This is a genomic window from Paraburkholderia phymatum STM815, from assembly GCF_000020045.1.
GTDB classification, from domain to species: domain Bacteria; phylum Pseudomonadota; class Gammaproteobacteria; order Burkholderiales; family Burkholderiaceae; genus Paraburkholderia; species Paraburkholderia phymatum.
In genome coordinates this window covers 1,851,476-1,877,079 of sequence record NC_010623.1, presented here as the reverse complement: position 1 = coordinate 1,877,079, position 25,604 = coordinate 1,851,476, and the positions used below count along the sequence as shown (strand labels likewise).

General features: G+C 63.2%; 26 protein-coding genes and 1 pseudogene. 15 read left to right on the top strand and 12 right to left on the bottom strand.

Annotation, left to right across the window (positions count from 1 at the left end; all coding sequences use genetic code 11):
* Positions 1–431: 431 nt before the first annotated feature.
* The 3 genes from BPHY_RS24145 (at position 432) to BPHY_RS24135 (ending at position 3,036) form a co-directional block, all read left to right on the top strand.
* On the top strand, positions 432–863 hold the full coding sequence (locus BPHY_RS24145; protein WP_012404087.1) for a hypothetical protein: 432 nt from the start codon (positions 432–434) through the stop codon (positions 861–863).
* Between the two features lie 703 nt (positions 864–1,566).
* Positions 1,567–1,896, top strand: coding sequence for an ArsR/SmtB family transcription factor (locus tag BPHY_RS24140; RefSeq protein WP_012404086.1), 330 nt, complete (start codon positions 1,567–1,569; stop codon positions 1,894–1,896).
* 78 nt (positions 1,897–1,974) lie between these two features.
* Positions 1,975–3,036 carry an alkene reductase gene (locus tag BPHY_RS24135; protein ID WP_012404085.1) on the top strand — a complete coding sequence of 354 codons (1,062 nt, stop codon included), beginning with the start codon at positions 1,975–1,977 and terminating at the stop codon, positions 3,034–3,036.
* A 68-nt stretch (positions 3,037–3,104) separates the two neighbouring features.
* Here BPHY_RS24135 and BPHY_RS24130 read toward each other — a convergent pair whose 3' ends face one another.
* Positions 3,105–3,653: a GNAT family N-acetyltransferase gene (locus tag BPHY_RS24130; protein ID WP_012404084.1), complete on the bottom strand. Its 549-nt coding sequence runs from the start codon at positions 3,651–3,653 to the stop codon at positions 3,105–3,107.
* A gap of 156 nt (positions 3,654–3,809) precedes the next feature.
* Between BPHY_RS24130 and BPHY_RS24125 the strand changes: the two genes are divergently transcribed.
* Positions 3,810–4,421: a LysE family translocator gene (locus tag BPHY_RS24125; protein WP_012404083.1), complete on the top strand. Its 612-nt coding sequence runs from the start codon at positions 3,810–3,812 to the stop codon at positions 4,419–4,421.
* Between the two features lie 27 nt (positions 4,422–4,448).
* Positions 4,449–5,588, top strand: a complete 1,140-nt coding sequence (locus tag BPHY_RS24120) for an FUSC family protein (protein WP_012404082.1) — start codon at positions 4,449–4,451, stop codon at positions 5,586–5,588.
* 167 nt (positions 5,589–5,755) lie between these two features.
* Here BPHY_RS24120 and BPHY_RS24115 read toward each other — a convergent pair whose 3' ends face one another.
* The gene (locus BPHY_RS24115; RefSeq protein WP_012404081.1) at positions 5,756–6,232 is read right to left on the bottom strand and encodes a hypothetical protein; all 477 of its coding nucleotides are present in this window, start codon (positions 6,230–6,232) and stop codon (positions 5,756–5,758) included.
* Positions 6,233–6,587: 355 nt separating this feature from the next.
* On the opposite strand from BPHY_RS24115, the gene BPHY_RS24110 reads away from it, so the two are divergent.
* The 6 genes from BPHY_RS24110 to BPHY_RS24080 all read left to right on the top strand — a co-directional run bounded on the left by BPHY_RS24110 (position 6,588) and on the right by BPHY_RS24080 (position 13,345).
* Positions 6,588–7,289, top strand: a complete 702-nt coding sequence (locus tag BPHY_RS24110) for a TIGR04086 family membrane protein (protein WP_012404080.1) — start codon at positions 6,588–6,590, stop codon at positions 7,287–7,289.
* Between the two features lie 436 nt (positions 7,290–7,725).
* Positions 7,726–7,929, top strand: a complete 204-nt coding sequence (locus BPHY_RS24105) for a CsbD family protein (protein WP_012404079.1) — start codon at positions 7,726–7,728, stop codon at positions 7,927–7,929.
* 47 nt (positions 7,930–7,976) lie between these two features.
* Positions 7,977–9,146 (top strand): zinc-dependent alcohol dehydrogenase, encoded by a 1,170-nt coding sequence (locus tag BPHY_RS24100; RefSeq protein ID WP_012404078.1) that lies wholly within the window; start codon positions 7,977–7,979, stop codon positions 9,144–9,146.
* Positions 9,147–9,474: 328 nt separating this feature from the next.
* Positions 9,475–10,002, top strand: coding sequence for a low affinity iron permease family protein (locus BPHY_RS24095; protein ID WP_012404077.1), 528 nt, complete (start codon positions 9,475–9,477; stop codon positions 10,000–10,002).
* 610 nt (positions 10,003–10,612) lie between these two features.
* On the top strand, positions 10,613–11,515 hold the full coding sequence (locus BPHY_RS24085; RefSeq protein WP_012404075.1) for a manganese catalase family protein: 903 nt from the start codon (positions 10,613–10,615) through the stop codon (positions 11,513–11,515).
* Between the two features lie 57 nt (positions 11,516–11,572).
* On the top strand, positions 11,573–13,345 hold the full coding sequence (locus BPHY_RS24080) for a RecQ family ATP-dependent DNA helicase (protein WP_012404074.1): 1,773 nt from the start codon (positions 11,573–11,575) through the stop codon (positions 13,343–13,345).
* Positions 13,346–13,351: 6 nt separating this feature from the next.
* Here the strand turns inward: BPHY_RS24080 and BPHY_RS24075 are convergent, their stop codons facing one another.
* The 6 genes and pseudogenes from BPHY_RS24075 to BPHY_RS41430 form a co-directional block, all read right to left on the bottom strand.
* On the bottom strand, positions 13,352–14,674 hold the full coding sequence (locus tag BPHY_RS24075) for a c-type cytochrome (protein ID WP_012404073.1): 1,323 nt from the start codon (positions 14,672–14,674) through the stop codon (positions 13,352–13,354).
* Complete coding sequence (locus tag BPHY_RS24070) at positions 14,671–15,603, bottom strand: cytochrome c oxidase assembly protein (protein ID WP_052306180.1); 933 nt, start codon at positions 15,601–15,603, stop codon at positions 14,671–14,673. The genes BPHY_RS24075 and BPHY_RS24070 overlap by 4 nt, the downstream gene beginning before the upstream one ends.
* 32 nt (positions 15,604–15,635) lie before the next feature.
* Positions 15,636–15,986: a hypothetical protein gene (locus BPHY_RS24065; RefSeq protein WP_012404071.1), complete on the bottom strand. Its 351-nt coding sequence runs from the start codon at positions 15,984–15,986 to the stop codon at positions 15,636–15,638.
* On the bottom strand, positions 15,983–18,607 hold the full coding sequence (gene ctaD, locus BPHY_RS24060; RefSeq protein ID WP_012404070.1) for a cytochrome c oxidase subunit I: 2,625 nt from the start codon (positions 18,605–18,607) through the stop codon (positions 15,983–15,985). The genes BPHY_RS24065 and ctaD overlap by 4 nt, the downstream gene beginning before the upstream one ends.
* Entirely contained in the window at positions 18,604–19,668 is a 1,065-nt protein-coding gene (gene coxB, locus BPHY_RS24055) for a cytochrome c oxidase subunit II (RefSeq protein ID WP_012404069.1), read from the bottom strand. The genes ctaD and coxB overlap by 4 nt, the downstream gene beginning before the upstream one ends.
* Positions 19,669–19,795: 127 nt before the next feature.
* A pseudogene (locus BPHY_RS41430) lies at positions 19,796–19,939 on the bottom strand (cation:proton antiporter); the annotation flags it as partial.
* A gap of 250 nt (positions 19,940–20,189) precedes the next feature.
* On the opposite strand from BPHY_RS41430, the gene BPHY_RS24050 reads away from it, so the two are divergent.
* The 4 genes from BPHY_RS24050 to BPHY_RS41885 all read left to right on the top strand — a co-directional run bounded on the left by BPHY_RS24050 (position 20,190) and on the right by BPHY_RS41885 (position 21,572).
* Positions 20,190–20,387 (top strand): hypothetical protein, encoded by a 198-nt coding sequence (locus tag BPHY_RS24050; protein WP_012404068.1) that lies wholly within the window; start codon positions 20,190–20,192, stop codon positions 20,385–20,387.
* Positions 20,388–20,466: 79 nt separating this feature from the next.
* A complete protein-coding gene (locus BPHY_RS24045; RefSeq protein WP_322789031.1) occupies positions 20,467–20,661 on the top strand; it encodes a hypothetical protein in 195 nt (64 codons plus the stop codon).
* Positions 20,661–21,176 carry a hypothetical protein gene (locus BPHY_RS24040; RefSeq protein ID WP_012404066.1) on the top strand — a complete coding sequence of 172 codons (516 nt, stop codon included), beginning with the start codon at positions 20,661–20,663 and terminating at the stop codon, positions 21,174–21,176. The genes BPHY_RS24045 and BPHY_RS24040 overlap by 1 nt, the downstream gene beginning before the upstream one ends.
* Positions 21,177–21,290: 114 nt before the next feature.
* On the top strand, positions 21,291–21,572 hold the full coding sequence (locus BPHY_RS41885) for a hypothetical protein (RefSeq protein ID WP_157686691.1): 282 nt from the start codon (positions 21,291–21,293) through the stop codon (positions 21,570–21,572).
* 19 nt (positions 21,573–21,591) lie between these two features.
* On the opposite strand, the gene BPHY_RS24035 is transcribed toward BPHY_RS41885, so the two are convergent.
* The 4 genes from BPHY_RS24035 to BPHY_RS24020 form a co-directional block, all read right to left on the bottom strand.
* Positions 21,592–23,163 carry a sensor histidine kinase gene (locus BPHY_RS24035; RefSeq protein WP_012404064.1) on the bottom strand — a complete coding sequence of 524 codons (1,572 nt, stop codon included), beginning with the start codon at positions 23,161–23,163 and terminating at the stop codon, positions 21,592–21,594.
* Between the two features lie 59 nt (positions 23,164–23,222).
* Positions 23,223–23,579: a response regulator gene (locus tag BPHY_RS24030; protein WP_012404063.1), complete on the bottom strand. Its 357-nt coding sequence runs from the start codon at positions 23,577–23,579 to the stop codon at positions 23,223–23,225.
* Between the two features lie 89 nt (positions 23,580–23,668).
* Positions 23,669–24,064: a response regulator gene (locus BPHY_RS24025; RefSeq protein WP_012404062.1), complete on the bottom strand. Its 396-nt coding sequence runs from the start codon at positions 24,062–24,064 to the stop codon at positions 23,669–23,671.
* A gap of 18 nt (positions 24,065–24,082) precedes the next feature.
* On the bottom strand, positions 24,083–25,522 hold the full coding sequence (locus tag BPHY_RS24020; protein ID WP_012404061.1) for an RAD55 family ATPase: 1,440 nt from the start codon (positions 25,520–25,522) through the stop codon (positions 24,083–24,085).
* Between the last annotated feature and the right edge of the window lie 82 nt (positions 25,523–25,604).

Below are 25,604 nucleotides of genomic sequence, written 5' to 3'. Positions count from 1 at the left end.
CTCACCCCGTTTCGCTTTGAACTCATCTAACTGGCTATCGCACCAATTCGAAAGAACTGCCGACTCGCTAACATCGACAATGGCCATCGCGCACGATGCCCAGAGACTGCTTTCAACCTATTTTGACCGGAAGTCAAATCAATGCGGACCACGCGATGCGCCAGTGCGAAGATTCTGTTCGCGTCAGTTGTCTTGCGTCGCAGACTGGATGCGCCCAGCCGCTTGCTCGAAGGAGGCTGGTGAGTGTTAGCGATCCCTGGCCAATGACGACGCGGTTTTGAACCTGATACGGGCGACTGATCGATGTCTGGTTTCTTTGCTCGTAGTCTAGAATCGAGTTGCCAGCATTCGGAAGACCATCGACATAGAAAGCCACCGCAGAGCTGTACGAGGCAAAAGCTCTATATCATTTATAAGTCACAACCCTGTCCATGAACTCATCCAATGATCTGAATCAGGCGGCGATCGACTTCCTTAACGAGCTGCTAGGAAAAGGCTGGCCAGATGATCGGGGAATTGCCGAACTCGTCGGAATTTCACCACGTTCGGCGCCAGAGCAAAGCGTGTCGCTGGCGCGCGAAGCCGGTTTGCTCCTCGGCGTCTGGTCCGAGCCACAGCGTCGGTTTGTTTATCCGGAGTTCCAGTTTGACAGGTTCGGCACGCTGCGGCCGGAAGTGGCCGAACTGCTTTCGATCCTACCCGATGATGGCGATCGTAGCGGATGGCGACGGGCATTTTGGCTGTATTCACCGCACGCGCTTCTCCACGGCTCCTTGCCAGCAGAAGTCTTTACAAAAGATCCGGCATGGGTACTCGAGGTGGCGCAACAGGAATTTTACGGCGATCCCCTCGCGAGCTGGTGACGACGGAAGTTTTTTTGCATAAGCAACAGACAGAAGCCGACCATTTGCCTATACATTTGACACGATATAGTACGCCAGCGATTTCAGATCTGGATTTTCGATACCAAATGGCAACGCGAACAAACCGCACTGTCTTGCCGTTGACCTTCGTTACCCGCAGCAGCTCGGCGAGAAATACCGCGTTTGTATGCGTATCCCAGACCTGACGGGACGTCAGATGGGGCGACGATCGTCAGCCGAATAAAGTGCATTCGCTTCACTGTCGCAGCCGCATAGAGATCGCATAGACACGCCTCGGACAGCATCCCATCTTTCATACGAAAGCGGAGGCAAACCGAATCAATTCAGCTAAGCCTCATCCCAGTGAGAAAGTGCAGCCATTTATTTAGGACTATTGATTTATTCTCTTGCACCTATTGGATCGTTTTGCTCAACATTGAGTTAGTTCGCCACATACTGCAACTGGATATTTCTTCAATTAAAACAGCCATTTACGGCTTTATCTCATAATGTGGCATGAGAAGTTCAGGCCTTTTTGTGCAAAACGCGTGGTTCGACAGAGATGCAGGCTTTTTTGCTCGCCCAGACTATCACCCCCATTGCAAGTAAGGCCTTCCGTGCATATCGGGAAAATCCGATATAAGATTCGGCCCATAGCGATGCAGATGCCGACGTCCCGGCCAGAGAGTCTGCCCGCATTTTCATGAGCACGAAGCGCAACCCAAAGTCCACCGAACTCGACATAGACGCGATCCACAAGGCGCTGGCCAACCCGGCACGTCGCGTGATTCTTGCGAAGCTGCGCGAGCCGGAGAAGTATTTTCCGGAACAGGAGCTGTCGTACGAGCACGGCGTCTGTGCGGGTCAGTTCGACGACTGCTGCAGTCTGTCGCAGTCCACGGTGTCCGCGCATCTCGCCACATTGCAGCGCGCGGGACTGATCACGTCGAAGCGCGTGGGCCAATGGGTGTTCTTCAAGCGCAACGAGGCCGTCATCGAGGCGTTTCTCGCGCACATGAATGCGGATCTCTGACGGCGCGTCCGCGTCTTCGCTCTTCCAGAACGCAGTCTTGACATACACGGGCCAGGCGCCCGCAAGGATTGAAACAACATGCCGACTCTTTTCGACCCCCTCCAGATTGGCGCTGTCACACTGAAGAATCGCATCGTCATGGCGCCGCTCACGCGTCAGCGCGCCGGCGACGTGCGCGTGCCCAACGCGCTGATGGCGAAGTATTACGCGGAGCGAGCGAGCGCCGGCCTGATCATCTCGGAGGCCACGTCCGTCACGCCGCAAGGTCTCGGCTACGCGGATACGCCGGGCATCTGGTCGGACGAACAGGTCGAAGGCTGGAAGCTCGTCACGCAAGCCGTGCACGATGCAGGCGGCAAGATTTTCCTGCAGCTGTGGCACGTCGGCCGCGTGTCCGACCCGGTTTTCCTGGAGGGCGAACTGCCCGTTGCGCCGAGTGCAATCGCGCCGGAAGGCCACGTCAGCCTGGTGCGTCCGCAGCGTCCGTACGTGACGCCTCGCGCGCTCGACATCTCGGAGATCCCCGGCATCGTCGCGGCCTATCGCAAGGGCGCGGAGAACGCGAAGAAGGCCGGCTTCGACGGCGTCGAAGTGCATGGTGCTAACGGCTATCTGCTCGACCAGTTCCTGCAGGACAGCACGAACAAGCGCACGGACGCGTATGGCGGCTCGATCGAAAACCGCGCGCGCCTGATGCTCGAAGTCACGGATGCCTGTATCGATGTGTGGGGCGCGGATCGCGTCGGCCTGCACCTCGCACCGCGCGGCGATTCGCACACGATGGGCGATTCCGATGCGGCAGCGACCTTTGGCTATGTGGCGCGTGAAGTCGGCAAGCGCAAGATCGCATTCATCGCGGCACGGGAAGCGCTCGGCGAGGACCGCCTCGGCCCGCAACTGAAAAAGGAATTCGGCGGCGTGTACATCGCCAACGAGAAGTTCACGAAGGAAAGCGCGCAAAAGCTGCTGGACTCGGGCGAAGCGGATGCTGTTGCATGGGGCAAGCTGTATATCGCGAACCCGGACCTCGTGCGCCGCTTCGAACTGGATGCGCCGCTGAACGAGCCGGTTCCCGCAACCTTCTACGCGCAAGGCGCAGAAGGCTACACCGACTATCCTTCACTGGAAACGGTGAACTAAAAAACGCGCTACGCCAGCCACGGCAGATCGCATCAGGAACGCGGCGGGAACCATCCCCGCCGCGTTTTTCATTCGTGGCCCGTATTTGACCCGGCGGGCTTCACCGCGCGCCGCATGAAAACGCGCTTCGTTTCGTCGACACCGCGCGCAACCCGCAGCTTGCGAATGCGCAGCAACGCGGCATCGAGTTCGCCGTCTTCGAGAATACTGAAACCGAGCCGCTGGTAATACGGCGCGTTCCAAGGCACATGACGGAACGTCGACAGTTCGACGTGCGTCGCGCCAGCCGCGCGCGCCCTTGCGTCGACCTGACCGAGCAACGCCGCGCCGATGCGGCGGCCGGCATGCTGGGGCACTACGTCGAGCGCTTCGACATAGATGCGTGCGTTCAGCATCGCGAACATCACGAAGCCAACGCACACGCCATCGCATTGCGCGACGATGACTTCCGACGCCCTTACCTTCTTTAGCACGAACGGCGCATCCATCGGCCGGGCGGCCGCGATGCCCGTCAGCCCGACGCTCACGAAACGCTGCGCCGCCTCGTATTCGACCACGCGAATAGACGCAACGTCTTCGGGTACGGCGTTTCGATAATGGATTTCGGGCATTGACATCGTATGCATCACGCGAGGCTTTCCACCAGCGAACATATTGACACCGCCCGCCCGCGCAATACAACCCGGCGCGCCCGTTTTCTCCCCACTCGAACGAACGCCACGCGACACGCCGATATAATCCAGCGGGAGACACGCTCGCAAAGGAGTCGTTCAATGGCGCTTTCCGGTCTTCTCGTCTTCGCGCTCGCGCTGATCGTCGCGGCGGGCTCGCCCGGCCCCAGTATCGCGGCCCTCGTCGCGCGCGTGCTCACCAACGGCTTCCGGGACGTGCTGCCGTTCCTCGCCGCGATGTGGATCGGCGAAGCGCTGTGGCTCACCTGCGCGGTCGCCGGGCTGGCCGTCGTCGCGCACACCTTCGCACTGGTGTTCATCGCGCTTAAATTTGCGGGCGTGTGCTATCTGCTGTTTCTCGCGTGGAAGATGTGGCGCGCGCCCACCGATGTTCATGCAGGCGCGTTGCCACGCGGCCAGTCGGCGTGGCGTATGTTCGTCGCGGGGCTGATGGTGACGCTCGGCAATCCCAAGATCATGGTGTTCTATCTCGCGCTGCTGCCGACGCTCGTCGACGTATCGCGCGTCGGCACATTCGCGTGGCTCGAACTCACGCTGACGATGCTCGCCGTGCTGATGACCGTCGATTTCCTCTGGGCGCTGCTTGCCACCAAAGCGCGCACGCTGCTGACCAGCCGCCGCGCGGTAAAAATCGCAAACCGCACCAGCGCGGCGATGATGGCGGGCGCCGCGGCCGCAATCGCGACGCGCTAGCGCCGCACTCCGTTCCGGCGGGACTCGATGCGCGCCCACATATTCCGGCAGATCGGCCGCGATGCGATCGTTGCGCTAGGCCGTGAACTCGCTGCCTGGAAGCCAACGCCCGAACGCGCGCTGTTCGGCGTCGAAGCGGTGATCTCGGTGGTGCTATCGGTGGCGCTCGCGCATCTGCTTCATCTGCCCCATACGTGGTGGGCTGCCATCAGCGGCTTCGCCGTGATGCAGACGCGCTTCTCGGCTTCGGCCGAACGCGCGCTGCATCGCGTGCTCGGCACGATCGCCGGCGGGCTGCTCGGCACGCTCGTCGGCCCCATCATCGGCGACCGTCCGTGGCTCTTCGTGCCGGTATTGGGGGCCATCAGCGCCGTCTGCGTGTACCGCGCGAATGGTTCGTCGGCATCGTATGCGTGGGTGCTCGGCGGCATCACGTGGGTGATGGTCACTTATCAGGCGCACGAACTGCTGTTGTTCGGCCCGACAGCTTCGTTTGCGATGCTGCGCGTGGCGGAGGTGTGCGTCGGCACGTTCGCGTGCCTCGTCGTGTCGGGCGCGTTTCATGTCGGGATGCAGTGGTACCAGCGACGCCGCCCCGCATCGAAAGTCGCGGCGGCAGCGGCGGCTTGCGCGAACGCCGCACCACCCGCCTTCGAAGCGCTGCGCCACGCGCGCATGGTGCTCGCCGTGCAGGCGGGCGTCGCGGTGGCGATACTCGCGGCGCTCACGTATGCATTCGATCTGCCCGGCTTTGCGCAGGCACTCGTGACGACGATCGCGGTGCTGATTTTGCCGCCGACATCGATCCTCGTGCGCTCCCAGAAGCCCGTCGCCGACAAGATGGTGCAGCGCGTGCTGGGGTGCGTCATCGCGGGCGCGGTTGGCATCGCGCTGCTGCCGCTGATGCAAGGTCAGATCCTGCCGTCTCTGCTCGCGCTGGCCGCTGGTGTGTGGGCGGGCTGTCACGTGCAGACGGGCACGCAGGGCGCGAGCTATGTCGGGCGGCAGTTCACGATCGCGTTCATCATGGTCTTCGTGCAGGACCACGCATGGTCAGCCGATCCGCATCCCGCGATGATGCGTCTTGCGGGCATCCTTACCGGGATTGCGATCCTCACGTTCGTGATGCTGTTCGCGTCGCGTTTTCTATCTGAGAGTGATGTGTGACCCTTTCTTTTTTGCGCAGTCGCAAGTTACCGTAACGATCGCGCGACAGATGGATTCTGGACGGACGAGGCCGCAGCGCTTTCTGCCCCCAATCAGCGCGCGTTCTGACTCGGGCTACGATACTGCCGACGTCGGGTGTGCATTTCGCCCCATTGTTCTGGCGCCTGTCAGCCCACGCCAATCCCGACGCCGCACACCGTGACACTCAGCAGTACACTCGCCGCGAGCGCCGCGGGGGCTGCCTCGTGCCACAAGTTCGCGCGTTCCGCACGCGCAATCAGGCATGACGCTCCGCAAGGCGTTGCGCGCAGGTCGCGGCCTACCACAGGCAACAGCAGCACCGCGCCCGCCGCCACTGCGACGATCATGCGTGCTTCCAGCAACCCTGGTGACGATCCGACTTCGGCGAACGCCCACTGCAGGGCAATAAAAAGGAAAACGGCATACCCGCCGCGCACCCAGATACGGGCGGTCGCCAGACTGAGGCCCGCCGCCATGAGTCCCGCCCCGGCGAAGACGTAGTACCAGCTCCCTCCCGCTGCGACAAGCGACACACCGCGACCGAACAGAATAGCGCCGCTCGACGCAAGCGCTGCGCCGAGCGCGATCAGCCGAACATTTCGACCTCTAGGGCAAGCATGCATTTCGGTTCCTTTCGTCGAACTCGCAAATCGTGGCTACCCGACGATGGACCACAGAGCAGCGACCAGCCAGATACTCAACTGGCATCCGAGCATCACGTAACCAAGCGCGCTATTTCTTTTATTCATCGTTTCGCCATCCCAACTATAAGGTCGCCGATATCAACTGCGGAAGACGATGCGGTTACCACGTCAAGGGCCCGCCTCCGTCGAAGTGTCGTCGATGATGAGCATGGCGCATGCCTCGCTGAGTAGACGACTGGCACGCGGCATAGCGCTTGCGCAAGCGACTTGGCCCCGCGGACACCCGTCGCCGGGGAAGTCATACGTTGCCCAACCTTACTCCTGGGAGAAAACCATGAGACTTCTCATCACTCGCGACGGCCTGCCCCGGCTGTCATGGGGTCCTGTCATAGCGGGCGTGATCCTGTCGATGATCGTCTATCTTGTCTTGAGCGTGCTTGGCGCGGCCATCGGCGCATCTCTGCTCGCGCCGCTATCGAAACCGCATCCATTGCAGGGCTTCGGCCTGGGTTCAGGCATCTGGATGATCGTCTCGACGGTGCTTGCAGTTTTCGTCGGGTCTTATTTCGCCGGTCGCTGCGCTCCCGTTCTCGGGTGGCTTCACGGTCTGCTGTCGTGGGCCGTCATGACACTGCTGGTCGCATACGGCATGACGTCCATCCTGGCGGGAACCGTGAGTACTGCCGGCAACATGGCTGCCGCGGGAGCGCAGGTCAGCGCGACGGCGGTCAATCAGCAGGGACCGGGCGTGCCCGTTTTAAACTCGGCCAGAGAGCAGCTGCAGGCGGCTGCCGCTTCTGCCGCCTCCATGGCCTCCAGTCCCGAGGCAGAGCAGCAGGCCAGACAAACAGCCGACACCGCAGCACGCGGTGTTGCGAGGGCCAGCTGGTACTCCTTCGCGGCCCTGGTCGTCGGCGCGATCATCGCGATCGTCTCGGGCGGCGCGGGCTTCCGTCATCAGCCCCCCTTCGAAAAGGGCAATGCCAACGCCGAACGCGACGTCTCCCCCGCTCGCGAGCGGTACGTCCGGCCATGATGGCGGCCTGCCCGACGTAACCTTCGTGGAAAGGTGGCGTAGCTTTTCCGGTTCTCTGCCGCTTCGACAACTGCGAGCTGCGCTGCCGGCATGACCCGGTCACCGTTGACTGCCGCCTCCCGTTTATGCCGCCGCGGCGAATAACAACGTCGCCGCGGCGCACGGGCAGCCCCGAGAATTCGCACATTGCGCCGTGCGGCGCGCCCCATATGCCGCAACCGGTCCGGATTCGCTCGCGGCTCATTTGCGCCATCGCGAGATTTCGGTGTGCGCAATTGCGCCGATGCATGGTTCGCGACTATCCGTAACCCCACGGTTGCGTACACGCGCGATGTCGCCGTGGGGCACGCGTTGCGGCACGAGGTATGCAATCGGCTCTCAAGCGGCGTCACTCAAAACCCGGCGCCTCGCGCCATCAACACACACGGAGAACGAAATGGCTAACGATAAAACGGAAGGGATCAAGGAAGAATTGAAGGGCTACGTCAACAAGGGCGTGGGCTCGATCACCGGCAACGACGCGAGGAAGCTCAAAGGCGAAGCGCAGATCACCGAAGGCGATAACCGCAAGGACCTGGGCGATCAGATGGAAAACGCCGAAAAAGGCAAGACCGATCCGGGCAATCCGACCAACCTCTGAATGGGTAGCCGCCACCGATCCCCACTATTTCCCTTGAGGAGAGACGCATGCGAGCCCTGACATGGCACGGCAAGAAAGACATACGGTGCGACACGGTACCCGATCCGATTATCGAACATCCACGCGACGCAATCGTCAAGGTGTCCAGCTGTGCTATCTGCGGATCGGATTTGCATCTGTTCGATGGCTTCATGCCAGGCATGAAGTCCGGCGACATCATGGGACACGAGTTCATGGGCGAAGTCGTCGAAGTCGGCAAGGAGAACGCGGCGCTCAAAGTGGGGGACCGCGTCGTCGTGCCGTTCACCATCATCTGCGGCGAGTGCGATCAATGCAAACGCGGCAATTTCTCTGTGTGCGAGAGGAGCAATCGCAATCGCGATGCGGCCGACAAACTCTTTGGCCACACGACGGCCGGCCTGTTTGGCTACACCCATTTGACGGGCGGCTATCCCGGTGGGCAGGCCGAGTTCGTCCGCGTTCCGTTTGCCGATAAAACCCACGTGAAGATTCCCGACGGCCTGAGCGACGAGCAGGTGCTGTTTCTCGGCGACATCTTTCCGACCGGCTGGCAAGCTGCCGTGCAATGCGACATCGAACCTGCCGATACGGTGGCGATCTGGGGCGCCGGCCCAGTCGGTCAGATGGCGATCCGCAGCGCCGTGCTGCTGGGCGCGCGCCAGGTCATCGCCATCGACTGGGTTCCCGAGCGTCTCGAGATGGCCCGCGCAGGCGGCGCGATACCGATCAACTTCAAGGAAGACAGCGTGCTGGACCGGCTGGCGGAGCTCACTCAGGGCAAAGGTCCGGAAAAATGTATCGACGCTGTCGGCATGGAGTCGCACGCAACCCGCTCCTTCGATGCCATCTACGACCGAGCCAAGCAGGCCGTCATGCTCGAAACGGACCGCCCGCATGTGCTGCGCGAAATGATCTATGTTTGCCGGCCCGCAGGCGTGCTTTCCGTGCCGGGCGTCTACGGCGGGCTGATCGACAAGATTCCTTTCGGCGCGTCGATGAACAAGGGACTCACGTGGCGCATGGGCCAAACGCACGTGAATCGCTGGACCGACGATCTCTTGCGCCGGATACAGGACGGCCAGATCGACCCGTCATTCGTGATCACCCATACGGTCGCGCTCGAAAACGGTCCGGCGATGTACGAGACGTTTCGCGACAAGGAAGACGGATGCATCAAGGTCGTACTGAAGCCCTGAGCTCACGAAGTGGCCGATGGAACAAAGAGAGGCTCGCAATGCGGGCCTCGTTCAAAACAACACCTGACAGCCCAGTGCAGTGCTTCAGACGACAAGCGCATCGTCCCCGGAGCTGTCGACATTGAGTGAGCATGCGTCGTACCGCGCGCGCTGCGCACTCCGCACTCTTCTGCGAACCGCGCGAAAAGCCGGTCGGCGGAAAGCAAACGCACTTCGGCATAGCGATTGCTGACCGCCTCGAAAGCCGCGCCGCCGCGGCAACACACGGGCAGTCACTCGACTGCCTTGAAGGGCAACCTTTTGGGCAACTTCGCTCGAGGAGGATTCCATGCGCTCGAACCGGCATGCCGCCGACCGGCTCCAGTCAGTACCGGATACGTCGAGCCCCGCCTATGCCGCGCGACATCCCGTCACGCGAGCGTTCGACAGATTCGCGTCGACCGTCACGCGCTGGGCAGGCTCGCCCGTCGCGTTCGGCGTAGCCGTTATCGCTATTGTCGCGTGGCTTGTTTCGGGGCCGCTCTTCCACTATTCGGACGCCTGGCAGTTAGTGATCAATACAGGGACCACCATCGTCACCTTCCTGATGGTCTTTCTCATCCAGCAAAGCCAGAACAAGGACAGCGTGGCTGTCCATCTGAAGCTCAATGAACTGCTTGCGTCCCATCATGCCGCAAGCAACAAGTTGATTGGAATCGAAGACGCATCGGAAGATGACCTGCGCCGTATCGCCGATGCTTATCTGAAACTCGCGGAGAAGGCCAACAGGCGACAACGCAACAATGGCACCGTCGACGCATCGGTCGCGCGGGCGAAGGCCGCCATCGACGCATCGGACACGGACGACGAACTTTGAAGAGCATGAAATGGTACGCCGGAGACTGCTCGTCAACCCGACCGGGAAGTTTCGTCCGGATACAGCGGACGACTACGTCATCCACGTGACCACGAAGTTCTCCACCGCCGGCCGCTTCTTCGGCGAGCTTTCGCTTGTACGCACGCTCGAACGATCGCCGCGTAAGCGTTACGTCGATGAAAGCAGTCTTTACACAAGCGCCGCGCTTCACCTGGTTGGATGGCCACGCCGACACTCGGTGCGGCCGCATTGGGTCTGCCCACGTGGAAGCGGCGGCATTGACGCCAGCGTTTTGCCGTTGCACACGCACCGAAGATCGACTTTCGCATGGAATAGCGGGTGAACGCGAAGCACGACGCGATGAACGCCGCTGGCAACGCGATCTCGCCAACCATCGTGTCGCGCAGCGCATTGCGTTCACATTCGAACTCGCGCCGCAAGGCAGTTGCCTCATCGATATCCGTCGACGCAGGTCGACACAAGCGCCGCCGTCGCAACGCGCCTTACGATCGTCGACGGTCTAATGGCAGGCGGCAGACTCGTCGAGCGCTGCAGTGGAACAGCGATTGCGCGGTGACGGTTGGCTTAAGCCAACCTTAAGGAGGTCACAATGTTCGTGCACAACAAGCGTCTGCAGTACACGGTTCGCGTCACCGATACCAACCCCGGTCTCGCCAATCTTTTGCTGGAACAGTTTGGCGGACCGCAAGGCGAGCTTGCTGCAGCCATGCGCTATTTCACCCAAGCCGTCACCGAAGAAGATCCCGGCCGCAAGGACATGCTTTACGACATCGCCACAGAAGAACTCAGTCACCTGGAGATCATCGGCTCGATCGTCGCGATGCTCAATCGAGGCGCGAAGGGCGAGCTGGCCGAAGCTGTCGATGAGCAGGCCGAGTTATATCGCAAGATCAACGGCGCGGGCAATGACAGCCACGTGACGCAGGTGCTGTACGGCGCGGGCACGCCGCTCACGAACTCCGCGGGCGTGCCGTGGACGGCCGCCTATATCGACACGATCGGCGAGCCGACTGCCGACCTGCGTTCGAATATCGCAGCCGAAGCGCGCGCGAAGATCATCTACGAGCGGCTGATCAACGTTAGCGACGACCCTGGCGTGCGCGACGCGCTCGGCTTCCTGATGACACGGGAAGTGTCGCATCAGAAGTCGTTCGAAAAGGCGCTGTACTCGATCGCGGGCAACTTCCCGCCGGGCAAGATGCCGCCCGTGCCCGAGTTCGCGAGCGTTTACTACAAGATGTCTCATGGAGAGCCGCCAGTTCCGGGGCCCTGGAATCAGGGGACGGGGCTGCAACTGGTCGAAGATCCGCCACTGACGGCAGGCGGCGGTGACGGCACCGCGTCCGTCAAGCTCGATGGCACGCAGAAGAGCGCGCTCGACGCGATGAGCCAGCGGCTGATGTCCGATCCGTCCACCGATCCCGAAACGGGCGCGGAGCTTGGCATGCAGGCATCGCCTGATCAGAGCGGAAAACCCCGAAGCGCACAATGACGCATCGGCCATGCGCGCGTCGTCACGTTCGCCGAAACAACAAAGAGGAAGCACACGATGACGGCTTCGACCGATGCGACCATGCGCGCAATGCGCCGAACGTTGCACGAGGTGTTCGGGCTCGAATCGCTGCGGCCCGGCCAGCGTGAAATCATCGAAAGCGTGATGCAGGGCCGCGACACGCTCGCGATCATGCCGACGGGGGCGGGCAAATCGCTGTGCTATCAGTTGCCCGCCCTGCACCTGGACGGTCTGACACTCGTCGTTTCGCCACTCATCGCGTTGATGAAGGATCAGCTCGACAAGTTGCTCGGTGCGGGCATCAAAGCCGTCCAGATCAACAGCATGCTGAAAGCGGATGAAGAACGCGCTGCATCCGAAATGATCGGCACGTCAGACCGCGCGATCGTATTCGTCACACCGGAGCAACTGGGCAAGCCAATGCTGCTCGATGCGCTCACGACGCGTGTCCACGCCGGCACAACCCGGCGCAACAACAGAAGAGGCGAAGACTGGCGCGTGAGCCTCGTGGTCGTCGATGAGGCGCACTGTGTCTCGCAATGGGGTCACGATTTCAGGCCGGCGTTTCTGCAGATCGGCGATGCCGTCGAAAGTCTCGGTCGGCCGCCGATTCTCGCGCTCACCGCCACCGCGACGGAAGCTGTCGTCGACGATATCGTGCGCACGCTGGGCATGCGCGAGCCGCGCGTGCTGCAAACAGGCGTGTATCGCCCGAATCTCCATTACAGCGTGAAGCAGACCTCGGTCTCGGGCGGCAAGGGTCGCGCTTCGGCGCGATCCGCGCAAGCGAAGCTCGCGAGCATCCAGGCACTGCTGATCGCACGCGAAGGGCCCGGCATCGTCTACACGGCGACGGTGCGCGAAGCGGAGCGGCTCGCCGCCGCGATTCGCGAATGGGGTGTGACAACCGCGCTCTATCACGGGCGGCTCACGGCGCGCGCCCGTCATGCAGCGCAAGACACCTTCATGCGCGGCGAGGCGCGCGTGATGATCGCGACCAACGCGTTCGGCATGGGCATCGACAAAGGGGATATACGCTTTGTCGTGCACTACCAGATGCCCGGCAGCATCGACGCCTACTATCAGGAAACGGGACGCGCCGGACGCGACGGCGAGCCCGCCGATTGCATGCTGCTATTCGACCTGAGCGACCGGCGTGTGCAGCAATTTCTGATGATTGGGCGCTATCCGGACCGCGACCTCGTCGCACGCGTGCACGATGCGCTGCGGCGATCCGACGCCGCGTCGGGTACGGGTGTCAGCGCGGGCGATCTTGCGAAACTGCTCGGCGACGTCGGCGGCAACAAGCTGCAGGTCGCGCTGAAGATCATGCTCGACGCGCAGCTCGTGAAGCGCAACCGTGCGCGCCGTTATGGGTTGCGCGACGAAACCGTAGAAGACGATGCGCTCGTTGCAGCGCTGGAACGCTATAGCGATCTGGCGGAACGCGACCGCGCGGCGCTCGAACAGATCATCGACTATGCACAGACAGGGCGCTGCCGCTGGCGCACGATACTTGAACACTTCGGCCATGACGAAGGAGTCGAGCGCTGCGGCACCTGTGACAACTGCCTGGACCCGCCGCATGTCGAGCCCGTGAAAGCACCCTCGACCGCACAAGGCCGCATGATGGATACCGCGCGCAAAACGCTCGATGCGCAACGCGGCTTTGCACGCGGCCAATCGGTGCGCGTGCGAAAGTACGGCACGGGTCAAGTATCGTTTGCAACGGCGGAACAGGTCGCCGTGCTGTTTCCCGACGGCACGACGCGCACTTTCCTCACGCGCTTCGTGAAGGCAGTGGCGTAGCCGTCGTTACTTGTGCAGCTTGCTTCTGAGCGAACTGACGTCGTTGGCCGTGATCGGCTGAGCGTTGTTGCCCCACGCGCTCCGTATATACGTCAGCACCTGAGCGATCTGGACATCGGCGAGCGTCGCTGCAAAACCGGGCATCGACTGGCGCGGAGGTCCCGCGAGCGTCGATGGACTATTGCCGCCTTCCACGAGCAGCCGTATCAGCGACGTCGTATCTTCCGTGAGCACGGACGGATTGCCCGCCAACGAAGGAAATGTTTGGGGCACGCCTGTCCCGTCATCGCGATGGCAACTCGCGCAGAATCCCCGGTACACGTTGTAGCCGAGAGAAAGCTCATCCGGCACGCGGCTGCCATTGGCGGACGAACGCGCGGGATCGGCATGCGGCGTGTAGGTGCCAGACGGATTCTGCACGGGCAGTGACTTCAGATAATGCGCGATTGCCTGCGCATCCGCGGACGTCAGATATTGCGAACTGTCTTCGATCTGTTCGACCATGCTGCCGTATGCGATTACTCCACCGGCGTGTCCCGTCTTCAGGAACGACGCAACGTCGGCCTCGCTCATTCTCCCCAGCCCGGATCCGTTGTCGCCCGTCAGGTTCGGCGCGAACCAGTGATCGTTGACGCCGCCCGTCAGATACGTTTTCCTCGATTCGTCATAGCCGCGCTCCTGGAAGCCCGCGCCTCGCGGCGTATGGCACGCGCCGCAGTGGCCGAGCGATTGCACCAGATAGGCACCGCGGTTCCACTGCGCGTCGCGCCCGGCGCGCGGCTGGTACACGCCTTTCGGCGCGAACGCGAGTTGCCAGAAGCGTAACGTCCAGCGCTGGTTGAACGGGAAAGCGACGTCCGAAGGCGGCGTCGGCTGGGCGACGGGTGCCACACCCTGCATCATGTACGCGTAGAGCGCGTGCATGTCGTCGTCCGTCACCTTCGCAAACGACGGGTACGGCATCGCCGGATAGAGCCGTTTGCCCCCTCGCGCAACGCCCTCGCGAAGCGCGCGCTCGAACTCTTCGTACGTGTATTGGCCGATGCCGTATTGCCTGTCGGGCGTGATGTTGCTCGACATGATCGTGCCGAATGGCGAGCCCAGGCCGAGCCCGCCTGCGTAAGGCTTGCCTTTGACAGCCGTATGGCAGCCCGCGCAGTCGCCCGCCTTCGCCACATATTCGCCGCGTTGAAGCGTCTCGCGATCCGCGGCGATCTTCGCTGAGGAAGCAGTGCGTGTGTTCTCATCGGGCGATGCCGCCGCGATTGCAATCGCCCATGCGGACACGAACAGGCAGGCCGCCAGCCAGCGAATCGACGCGTGGGTCATGTCGAGCCATCCCGCGGCACGATGACGGCTTGCCCGATCGCCACCGCTGACGCATTGCGATGCGTCAGCCAGCGCGCAGCTATCGCCAGCCCGCCGATCAGATACGCAGCGGCGGCCGGCACCCACATGATGAGCCCGCCCAGCTGCTGGTCGCGCAGCGGATCGACGCCCAGCGCGCGGCAAGGCTCGACATACAGCGGATACCACAGGCCGGTCGCGAGGGTGATCAACGCCCCGAGGGCGCCCGTGTGAACCATCGTCGTGAAGAGCGACAGCATCGCATGACCGCCCTTCTGCCGCCGTGCGCCGTCGCCCGCAACCGTCCACCAGAACAGCAGCGCGGTCAGCAGAAAGCTCGCGTGCTGAAGCGAGTGAACCCACGGATGCAGCAGTGCCGACTGGAACATCGTCGGCATATGCCAGCCCCACAGTGCGGCGGCATGCAGCAGCCAGGCCGTCAACGGCGCTGTCAGTCCTCGCCAGCAGTACGAAAACATGTGCGCTCTCACACACCGCCCGGCCGCCGAACGCGCGCGCCGGGGCAACGCCCACATCCAGACGCCGAGCGGGCGGCCCGCCACGAGCAGCGGCGCCGCGATCAGCATCATCGATTCGTGCTGCACCATGTGCGCCGAAAAAAGCGCGCCGCTCAGCGTGTCGAGCGGCGAGAACAGCGCGAGCGCAAGCGCGACCCAGCCGCTGACGAAGGCAATCAGATGCACCGCCCGCACGCGCGCGCTGCGCGATCGCGGCGACGCGCGAGCGCGCAACCGCCAATAGCCGGCCGCGTATGCCGCGGCGCTCATTGCCATCAGCGCGACAACCCACGGCTCGTACGTCCATCCGAACGACGGCGGACTGTCTCCCGGCCCGGCGAGTCCATGCGCGTACGCAACACCCGGCGCGAGCGTCAGCGCAGACATGCGCATGACGCGAAGACGAAGATGGCGGGCAGCGCGCTTCATAGACAGGGCGACAGCAACCATTGTGGGAACCACATCATCAACTGGATCAGCGCCGAGAGTGCAGCCACCAGCATCGCCATCAGCGGAAAGAACGCTGCTTGGGCAGCGGGAATGGTGTTGTCCGACGCGCTGGCTTCGCAGGATCGGGATACGCGCCGCCAGCGTCGATAAGCGAGCCAGGCAGCGGCAACCGAAAACACAAATGCGACGGCGCTGACGGTCCCGAGCGCGAGCGTGTTTCGCTGCGCGCAGGCCACATGCACGAGCGCATAGTTGAGACTTTGCGCGCCGAGCACGACGACGGGCGCTGCAAGCAGTCCGGCCCACGATGCGAAAGACGGGTTCATGGCGACATCCGTGGCGCGAAATAGATCACCGCGTAAATCGGCAGCCAGCTCAATACGACGAAGTACCAGTAGAACGCGTTCTCGCTGGTGTCGACGAGCCGTTTGCCTTCGTACGGTCCCGTGTATAGCAGCACCGCGAGCACGGCAGTATCGACGGTGTCCGTGATCAGGTGCGTCGTGTGCAGAGCCAGCAGCGTCCAGACGATCGATCCGTATGCGTTCGCGTACCACATCACGTTGAGCGCAGTGAATTCGAAGCCGCGCAGCACGAGGAAGATCAACGCAAAGCCGACGCATACCGCGAGCCACAGTCGCGCCAGTTCGCGATTGCCCTGGTTGGCGGCACGTCTTGCGAGTTCGTTGGGAACCACGCTCAGTATCAGCACGGCCGTATTCAGCGAACCCCACAGCAGCGACGGCGGCGGTGCATGCATTGGCCATGACGCGTTCACCGTGCGCAGATAGAAATAGACGGCGACCGCGAGCGCGAAGACTGTGCCCTCGATCAGCATGAGCCCCGCTGTTGCCCACCACATCAGGCTGCGCGCGCCAAAGCCGAAGCTGGGCAATGCGCGGACATCGAGCGTCGACGGCTGGGCATCCAGGGACGAACCATCGCGCGATGAAGCGGCGTGCGGTACACGCGTCTTTTGCGCGCGCCCCGCCTGTTCCGGCCAACGCTCGAGCGCGCGCGCAACGGCATTCTCGCGCCGCGTCGGCCAGAACCAGACGACCATCGCCATCGCCACGGGCACTGTGCCCCACCAGACAGCCGAAGGCGTGTAAATCGAGCCGATGAAGAAGACCGTCGTAGCGATCGCGCTGATGAACGGCCAGATAGACGGCGATGGAAACAGCGGGCGCGTGTCGGGTATCGCGTCGAGTGCGGAAGTGGTCAGCACCTCGCGCGCCGTGGCGGCGAGTCCCGACACGAAGCGCGGCTCGCGGCGCGCCGACCACAGCGGCTCCTGTGCGTACACAACAGGCAATGCATCGAAGTTGTGCGGCGGCGGCGGGCTCGACACGCTCCATTCGAGCGAGCCGCCGCCCCACGGGTCCGCACCGGCGAGCCGCCCACGGCGCGCGTTGAGCGCCACGTTGAACAGAAAGATCACGATACTTACGGCCATCACGCAGGCGCCGACGGTGGCGCCCAGGTTCATTCCGTCCCATCCCATTGCGTGCGGATAGGTCCACACCCGGCGCGGCATCCCTTGCAAGCCCAGTAGATGCATCGGGAAAAACGTCACGTTGAAGCCGATGAAGAACAGCCAGAAGTGCCATCGGCCAAGCCGCTCGTCGAGCATGCGGCCCATTACTTTCGGAAACCAGTAATAGATCGCGCCGAACAGCGGAAACACCGCCCCGCCGATCAGCACGTAATGCAGGTGCGCGACCACGAAGTAGGTGTCGTGGACCTGCAAATCGAGCGGCACCGAACCGAGCATCACACCCGTCATGCCCCCCAGCACGAGATTGAAGAAGAACGCCAGTACGAAAAAGAGCGGCACTTTCAGATTGAGCCGCCCGGTCAGCAGCGTGGCCAGCCAGCAATAGATCTGCACGCCCGACGGAACGGCGATCATGACGCTCGCCGCCGTGAAGAAGCTCTTGCCGAGCTCGGGCACCGCGGTCGCGAACATGTGATGCACCCATAGCCCGAAGGCGAGAAACGCGGTCGCGATCAACGACAGCACCATCGCCGGATAACCGAATACGGGACGTCTTGAGAATGTCGCGATGATCGACGACATAAGACCGAGCGCCGGTATGAAGATCAGGTACACCTCGGGATGCCCGAAGAACCAGAACAGGTGTTGCCACAACAGCACATCGCCGCCGAGCGAAGGGTTGTAGAACTGCGTGCCGACCAGCCGGTCGAGAATCAGCGCGGTACTCGCGAGCATCACGGCAGGCATCGCGAACAGCACCATGAACTGCGTGACCAGCGTGGCCCACACGAACAGCGGCATGCGGCTCAGCGACATGCCCGGCGCGCGCATCTTGAGTATCGTCGCGATCAGCACGACGGCTTCGAGCAGCCCCGAAAGCTCGGTGAATGTGATCATCTGCGCCCAGATGTCCGAGCCTTTCCCGGTTGAATAATCCGGGCCCGCGAGCGGAACATAGCTGAACCAGCCCGCGCGCGGACCTGCGCCGACAGCGAGCGCGCCGAACAGCAACACGCCGCCGAACAGAAAGACCCAGTAGGCGTACGCATTCATGCGCGGAAACGCGATGCTGCGCGCGCCGACCATGAGCGGTACGAGCCACGCAGCGACGGCTTGCATCACAGGCACGGCGAACAGGAACATCATGGCCGAGCCGTGCGTCGTGAACAGCTGGTCATAGAGATCGGGCGAAATCAGCCGATTGTCGGGGCGCGCGAGCTGGACGCGCATCGCGAGTGCGAGCAATCCCGCCAGCAGAAAAAACACGAACGTCGTCACGATGAAGCGGCGTGCAATGGTCTTGTGATTGACGGCCGACAGCACGCCGATCAGTCCGGGCGGATCGCGCCAGGTTTGCGCCAACGCATCGAGCGTGCCGCGCGGTGCGTCGGGACCGTCTTTCAGTTCGAGGTTCTGATCGCTCACAACGCGCGAGCCCGTCGCGCTCATTGGAGCGTCCCCAACCACGCGACGACCGCGCGCAGATCGTCGGCCGTGAGCGGCACGGCGGGCATCGTCGTGCCCGGCTTCAGCGCATTCGGATCGCGGATCCAGTGCAGCAGGTTGGCTTGCGTGTTCGCGAACATGCCTGCCGCGATCGTCTGACGGCTCATCAGATGCGTAAGATCCGGCCCGAGCGTTCCCTGCGCTGCCGTGCCGCGCACCGTATGGCATCCGGCGCAGGTCGAGCGCTCGAAGACTTGCCGCCCGCGTTGCGCGAGCGCATCGGCAGACGATACGGCAGCACCCGCCTGATGCTCGCGCCATGCGCCGTACTGTGCCGGCGATTCGGCAACGACGAGCATCGCCATCAACGCATGCTCGGCGCCGCAATACTCGGCGCACTGTCCGCGATACACGCCGGGCTTGTCCGCGCGAAACTCGATGGTCGACGCGATGCCGGGCAGCATGTCCTTCTTGCCGTGCAGATTGGGCACCCAGAACGTGTGAATGACATCGCCCGCTTTCAACGCGACGACGACGGGCCGCCCAGCTGGGACGTGCAGTTCGTTGGCCGTCGTAAAGCCGGGCTGGCCACTGTCCGATGGGTACACCGCCTGCCACCACCACTGCTGGCCGGTCAATTCGATCCGCACGGGATTCGCGACGGGCAGCTTCGACAAGGCGCGATCGGTCAGCACGTCGGCGACGACGAGGCCCACCAGCAACGCGACGGATACCGACGAAGCGGCAATCACCCCGCGCCGCGTGCGTCTTTCGGCACGGTCATCGGGCATGGGCTCGGGCGCCGTCGCTGCATCGCTGCGCTGCGCGCGCAGCAGCGCGATGAACATCGCAAGCAGCACCGCCGCGAACACGGCGCCGCAGACGATCAGCGTCAGGTTCCACAGGTCGAGGATGCGCTCGGCCTGTATGCCTGCCGGCTCAAGCGCGCTTTGTTGCGGCGCGGCGCCCGCATCCAGCGCAGCCCATGCGGCCAACAGCGCGGCGATGGGCAGGCGCATGTGCACATGGCCGGTCTCAGGGCGATGACGGACGACGTCGCTCATTGCACTCGACAACGTGATGGCAGATGCGTCCACGCAGCATACGCTGTGCCCCGGCCGCGGTCACATACGACACGAAGCCACGGACAGCCGGACCGTAAAGGCATAACGCATGCTCCCGCTAACGGACGAACGGACGCGCTGCATTGCAGCCACCTTCGCCTGACAGTGCGAAGCGCAGCGGCTCGTCATCGCCGGCTTCGCGCACACGTAGTTCATTCGCGAGTACGGAGTCGGTCGGCGCGAGGGCGACCGCGAGCACGAGCGTTGCACCTGCAGGAAGATGCAGCCCCCGGACACCGATGGATGCGCGCCATTCGAAACGGCCGCGAAGCGGTGCACCTCCAAAAGCCCGCCGGTATGACAGCGCCGGCTGGTGAACGCCGTACGCAGATCGTTTCGTCGGCCCCGTGCAATGTCAGGAACTACGGATGCTGGATCAGACATGCGGCGGTGCGACTCGAGCGCCGTACGGCACCCCGCACCTTCCCTGCGTCTTTCGCTATTGATAGTCGGAGCACACGATGACCACTGGACAAACACGGCAGCAAGAGGGCCAAGGCAAGCCCGCCGATCCCGGCACTACCCAGTCGAACGAAGGCGAAACCTTCGAAACCGATATCTCGGAGACGGGCGACGACGGCACGACCGTCCGTCAAGCCGAAGTTCGAAAGGACGACTTGTCTGAAACCAAACCGCCGCCGCAAGAGGACAAATCGTAATGCCGGGATGCTGCCTCGCAGTTTCCATCCGGAGACAGATCGAGCGAGGCGCGCTTTTCCATTTGCGAAAGGAAATCACATGATGCAAACCGACCCGACAATCGACCCGATCGCGGACCCGGCCAACCAGCCTGTCGACGATCCCGGGCAGCAACCGCGTCCTGCGCCCGGCTTGCCGCCGGACATGGATCCGCTCGCGCCCACGCCCGAACCCGACGAAGAAGAAAACGGCCTGCGCTCCGCCAGGCTCGATGCTCGAGCGGGCCTCGAATAGTGGCCGCACGCGAGACCTCGCTCCTGTTTCGCGTCGCCGAACGGGCCGTGGTGGCGCTGTACGACGGCGGCGTGCTGTCGCCGGCCGTCCTGCAGCGCGTGCTGGGCGCATTTGCCGATGCCAGGGTGAAGTGGGACACGGAAGTCGACGTTCAATCCGTCGACGGCCGTACTTTTCACGACATCGTGGTTTCGACACTGATGCCAACGCATACGCCGACAGATGCCGCGCGCGATTTCGCGCGGATCATCGCGCAGTTGACGGCTGGCGAAGCGACGGGCGACACATCCCCCGATGCGGGCACTGCGCCGACCAAGCATCAAACCCGTCGTGACCGCGAAGCACCCTCGGACGACGACGAAGCGCTCGTCGAACAGCTTCACGCCGCAAGCCGACGAAAGCGCCGTACCGGCAAAGCGCCTGAGCGCAAGCGCGCCGCGGCGCCTTCAGTCCCTTCCGCTCTTTCGACAGGCTTCAATCCCCTGGTGAACGCGCAGCTTCCTCGCAAGCGCTGATGCACGCGCCTCGCGCCGCTGCCGGGCACGCGCATTGCTCATTCGCATTCCCGCTTGCACGGGTCATACGCCGCTGACGGGCGAGACAAGGGCCGCTTGTGGCGCCCGCGGCGAATGTCAACGGCCAGTCCTTTACCGATAACCAACAAGGCGGATGTCCGCAATGACAAACCGCTCATAAGAACGATGAACCATACGCACTTCGTCGAGTGGGAGCTATCCCATCTTGAACGGCTTGTCTTGCGCATGAGCGCTGCGGCGCAGTTTCCGCCTGCCTACTGGGAAGCGAGAGTCGCGGGGTTGTCGCGGCAGGCCGTCGTTGCCGATCATCTTGCGCGTATCGAGCGTTTGAAAAAAGCGCTGCCGCCCCATGAATTTCCTGCCATGGTCGCCTAGCGCGTTCGCTTCCCTGGCATCAATCGATGCGCGTCGTCGTCGCAGGAACGCGCACGACGAACTGTGCGCCCTTGCCGAGTCCATCGCTTGAAACGGTGATGGTGCCCGCATGCAGATGCACGATGTGCTTCGCCAGCCACAGCCCGAGCCCAAGGCCGCCGACCCGGCCGCTCGAGTGGGGCGCGACCTGCTGAAAACGGTCGAATAGCAGTGGCAGCGCGTGCGCCTCGATGCCGCGTCCCGTATCGCAGACGATCAGTTCCACATGGTCGCCCTTGGGAACGACCGACACCTGGATGCTGCCCGCATCGGTGAACTTGACCGCGTTGGTCAGCAGATTCCAGACAACCTGCTTGATCCGGTTGTCGTCGGCCATGACGGTGCAAGGGTAGATGTCCGACGTGCTCAGATGCAAACCCTTGTGCTCGATCAGCTTGCGCGCGTCTTCCACCACGGTCGCGGCGAGCGCGCCGAGGTCGACGGGCTGCAGGTTCATCGACAATTTCCCGGTGGCGACCGCGCCGCTGTCGAGCAGGTCGTCGACCATGCGCGATAGTTGCCGGCCGTTGCGCCGAATCGCTTCGCCCGCCCGCGCGACGTTCGCAGGGTCCGCGACGAGCTGAAGCAATTCTGCCCACGAAACGATGGCATTGAGGGGCGAACGCAATTCGTGGCTGACGGCTGCGATAAACTGATCCATCGCCTTTGCGAAGGCGTCGCTGCGCTCACGTTCCGAGCGCTCCGCGCCTGCGAGCGCGTCCAGTTCGAGTTCACGTTCCTTGCGCCCCGTGATGTCGAGCGTGAACCCTGTCACGGAGCACATGGTGCCCTCGTCGTCGAACTGACCGATACCGCGAATCAGCACCCAGCGCAAACCACCTTGCGACGCCTGCACCTTCAGCTCGAACTCCACGGGATGACCGGATTGCAACACTCTCCAGTTCGCGACAAACTGGCCGGTCCGCTCGCCCAGCAGGCTCTCTTTCGTCAATGCGGCCGTTTGACCGAGACCGAGGTCGCGCAGGCATCGTTCGCTGCAGTCGATGATGCCGCTCGTCACGTCGACCTGCCAGACTCCGACACCCGCCGTCGCAAGCGCCCGTTCGACTCTGCTCGTCTGATCGTCGAGTCGTTCGCCGGCTTCCTTGACGAAAAGTTGCCGCAGCCTCGCCCGCGAGCGCAACAGTCCCTTCTCCCGCCGATCCTCGTCGTCCCTGAGCGTGCGCGCGGTCACGTCGTCGAAGCGCACGCCGATCAACGACGGATCATGCGGGGTCGCAGGGAGCAGGAACGCGTGCATTTGCCAGTAGCGGGGCCGTGTTTGGGCGTCGTCGTCGCGCGTGCCGATATCGAGCCGGAAGACGGGGGACACTCTGCGATCGCCGGCGCGCATCTCGATGACGAGTGTGCGGATCAACTGTTCGCACTGACGCACATCGTCTGGCGCAAACAGCTCGCGCCATGCCGCATTCGCCGTCACAACGGACAGCGCGGCATCGAGCACGAGATACGCTTCAGGCAGCCTGTCGAACAGCCGTGCCTCCGCGTCCGCCCGGGCACGCGCGACCGCGCCGCTTGAACGCCCCTCCATCACGCTTGCACCAGGTCGATGGCGCGTCCTGCTCCCGTCCGGTTGGCGAGCATCGTCGGTCACCCTTGAGTAAGTTTTGCAACGGTTGCGAGAAAGTCCTCGATCCGAGCGGGCTTGCGAAGAACGGCATTCCACAGCGCGGCACCGTCGTTCGCGCCGATATAGGCCGACGTATGCAGCAGAATGGGTATCTCCGCCCAGCGGGGATCGCTGCGCAACGCACGGCACAGGTCTTCGCCATTCATGCCGGGCATCATCAGATCGGTGATCAGCAGATCGGGCGGCTGACGCTCGATCGCGGCGAGGGCCTGCCGGCCGTCGCGAGCGCGCTCGACGTCGTAACCGACGTATTCGAGCGCGAAGCTCCAGGCTTCGAGCAATTCGGGCTCGTCGTCGACAAGTAGGACACGCGTCATGAACTGCTCGCCACCGATAAGATTTCTAGCTGACACTGAAAAGGAACACGCGCTGCACACATGCTCCGACACAACAAGGCACGCCCGCTTTACGGCTCATCGGAATTCGTTGCGCGCTCATCTTTGGCCGTGCGCGCGTGCTGCGCTACGACGCTGAGTAAAGCGGCGGGCGCCTGCGGCTTTTGAAGGATTGCCGAAAACAGCGTCCGCTCTTCCTGCGCGACAGCGTGCGCCGCGGCGCTGCAGAGGATCACGGGCAACCGCGCGAATGCTTCGTGCGCCCGCAATGCTTTGGCAAGCTCCAGGCCAGACATCACCGGCATCATCAGGTCAGTGATGACGAGCATGGGACGCACACGGCCGATCACCTCCAGCGCCTCCTTGCCGTTCGCGGCGACATGGACTGTATAGCCCTCGCCCTCCAGCAGGAACGTCAGAAAGTCAGTGACCAGGGATTCGTCATCGACGACAACCAGGGTGTTCATGCGCTGGCTCAGGCCCGGTTAGTGTCCGGCCCCGCATCCGGCCGCCGCGCCGCCGCCCGGCATCGTCCCCGTCACCTGCAGACCCGTGCCCGCCCGGGAAATGACGGCCTCCGCCACCGACGTGTCGAAGAGGCTGTCGCGGACTTTCAGCACGGTGATGCTGCGCTTGAGCCTGCCGCCCGTCATCTCGTGCTGCATGCCGATCACGTTGTCCAGCTGGCTCAATATTTCTGGCGAAGGGTTGGTTACCCACGGACCCGACAGCTCTTTCACTTCCCACGTGCAGACCGTCGTCACGCCGACGGCGCGAAGCTCGTTGGTCAGCGCGGAAAAGAATTCGACCACGCGATGCGGGTCGACGGTTGCCCGCTCGAAGCCCGTGAGCCCGTCGATAAACAGCCGCTCCGCGCGGGTCTCGCGAACCGCCCGCAGCAGATCGTAGGCGAGCTTGTCGAGCAGGTTTTCGGTGAGCGGACGCCACAGCAGTGTCAGCGCACCCGACGCAGCCAGCCCCTGCAGGTCGATCCCGAGCGCATGCGCCTTCGTGCAGAGGCGTTCGGGTGTTTCATAGAAGCCGAAATGCACGCCGGGCCGCTCGCGCGTCGCCTCTTTCAGGAAGGTGAGGCCGAATGTCGTCTTGCCGCTGCCGGCAGGGCCGACGAGCACCGATACCGAGTTATGCGGCAGGCCCCCGCCCAGTCGCTCGTCGAGACCCGCAACGCCTGTCGTCAGCCGCGCCGTGACTGGCCGTTCGGCGGCCGACGGCGACGCGAGTGCCGCCTCGAGGCGCGGATAGACGTCGATTCCGCGCCGCGAGATCTCGAACAGATGCAGCCCGCCCAGCGCGCCGCTGCCGCGTGACTTGGCGACGCGGATCTGCCGCACGGTGCGCGACGCGGACAGTCTTTCTTCCAGTTGCAGCACGCCGTCGACCATCGTGTGTTCGGGGCTGGACTCGTCGATTCTTGCGCTGGTCAGAAAGAGCACCGTGCAGCCGGTGAACGCAGCGTGGCCCTGCAATTCCGCCACGAAGGTCTTGACGTCGAGATTGCTTTGGCCGCTTTCGCGTGCATTCAGCAAGCCGTCGAGAATGAGAATGCTCGCCTTCTGGCGCGCGAGTTCACCGCGCAGCGTCGCGACGAGGGCATCGAGCCCCTCATCGAGCAACGTCCGAAACAGGCTGATGTACGTCAGATCCTTGCCGACGCGCGCCGCATCGTAAAAGTCGAGCGCGGACAGCGACTGGAACAGGCGGTCATGCGACTCCGCGAGCAACGTCACGTAAAGCACCTTGCTGCCGCGTCGGGCCTGCGCGAAAGCGATCTGGTTCGCGAGAATCGTCTTGCCCGCGCCCGGTCGCCCCTGGATGATGTACGACGAGCCGGCGATCAGGCCGCCGCCGCAGATCTGGTCGAGCCCGGGAACGTCGCTGCTCAACCGCGCAAGCGTGTTGTCCATTGCATGAATCCGTGAGAGAGAGTGAGCGTCGACCCGTCACATCTGTGACTTTCAACGGACGTCTACGCTAATGCATCCCGTC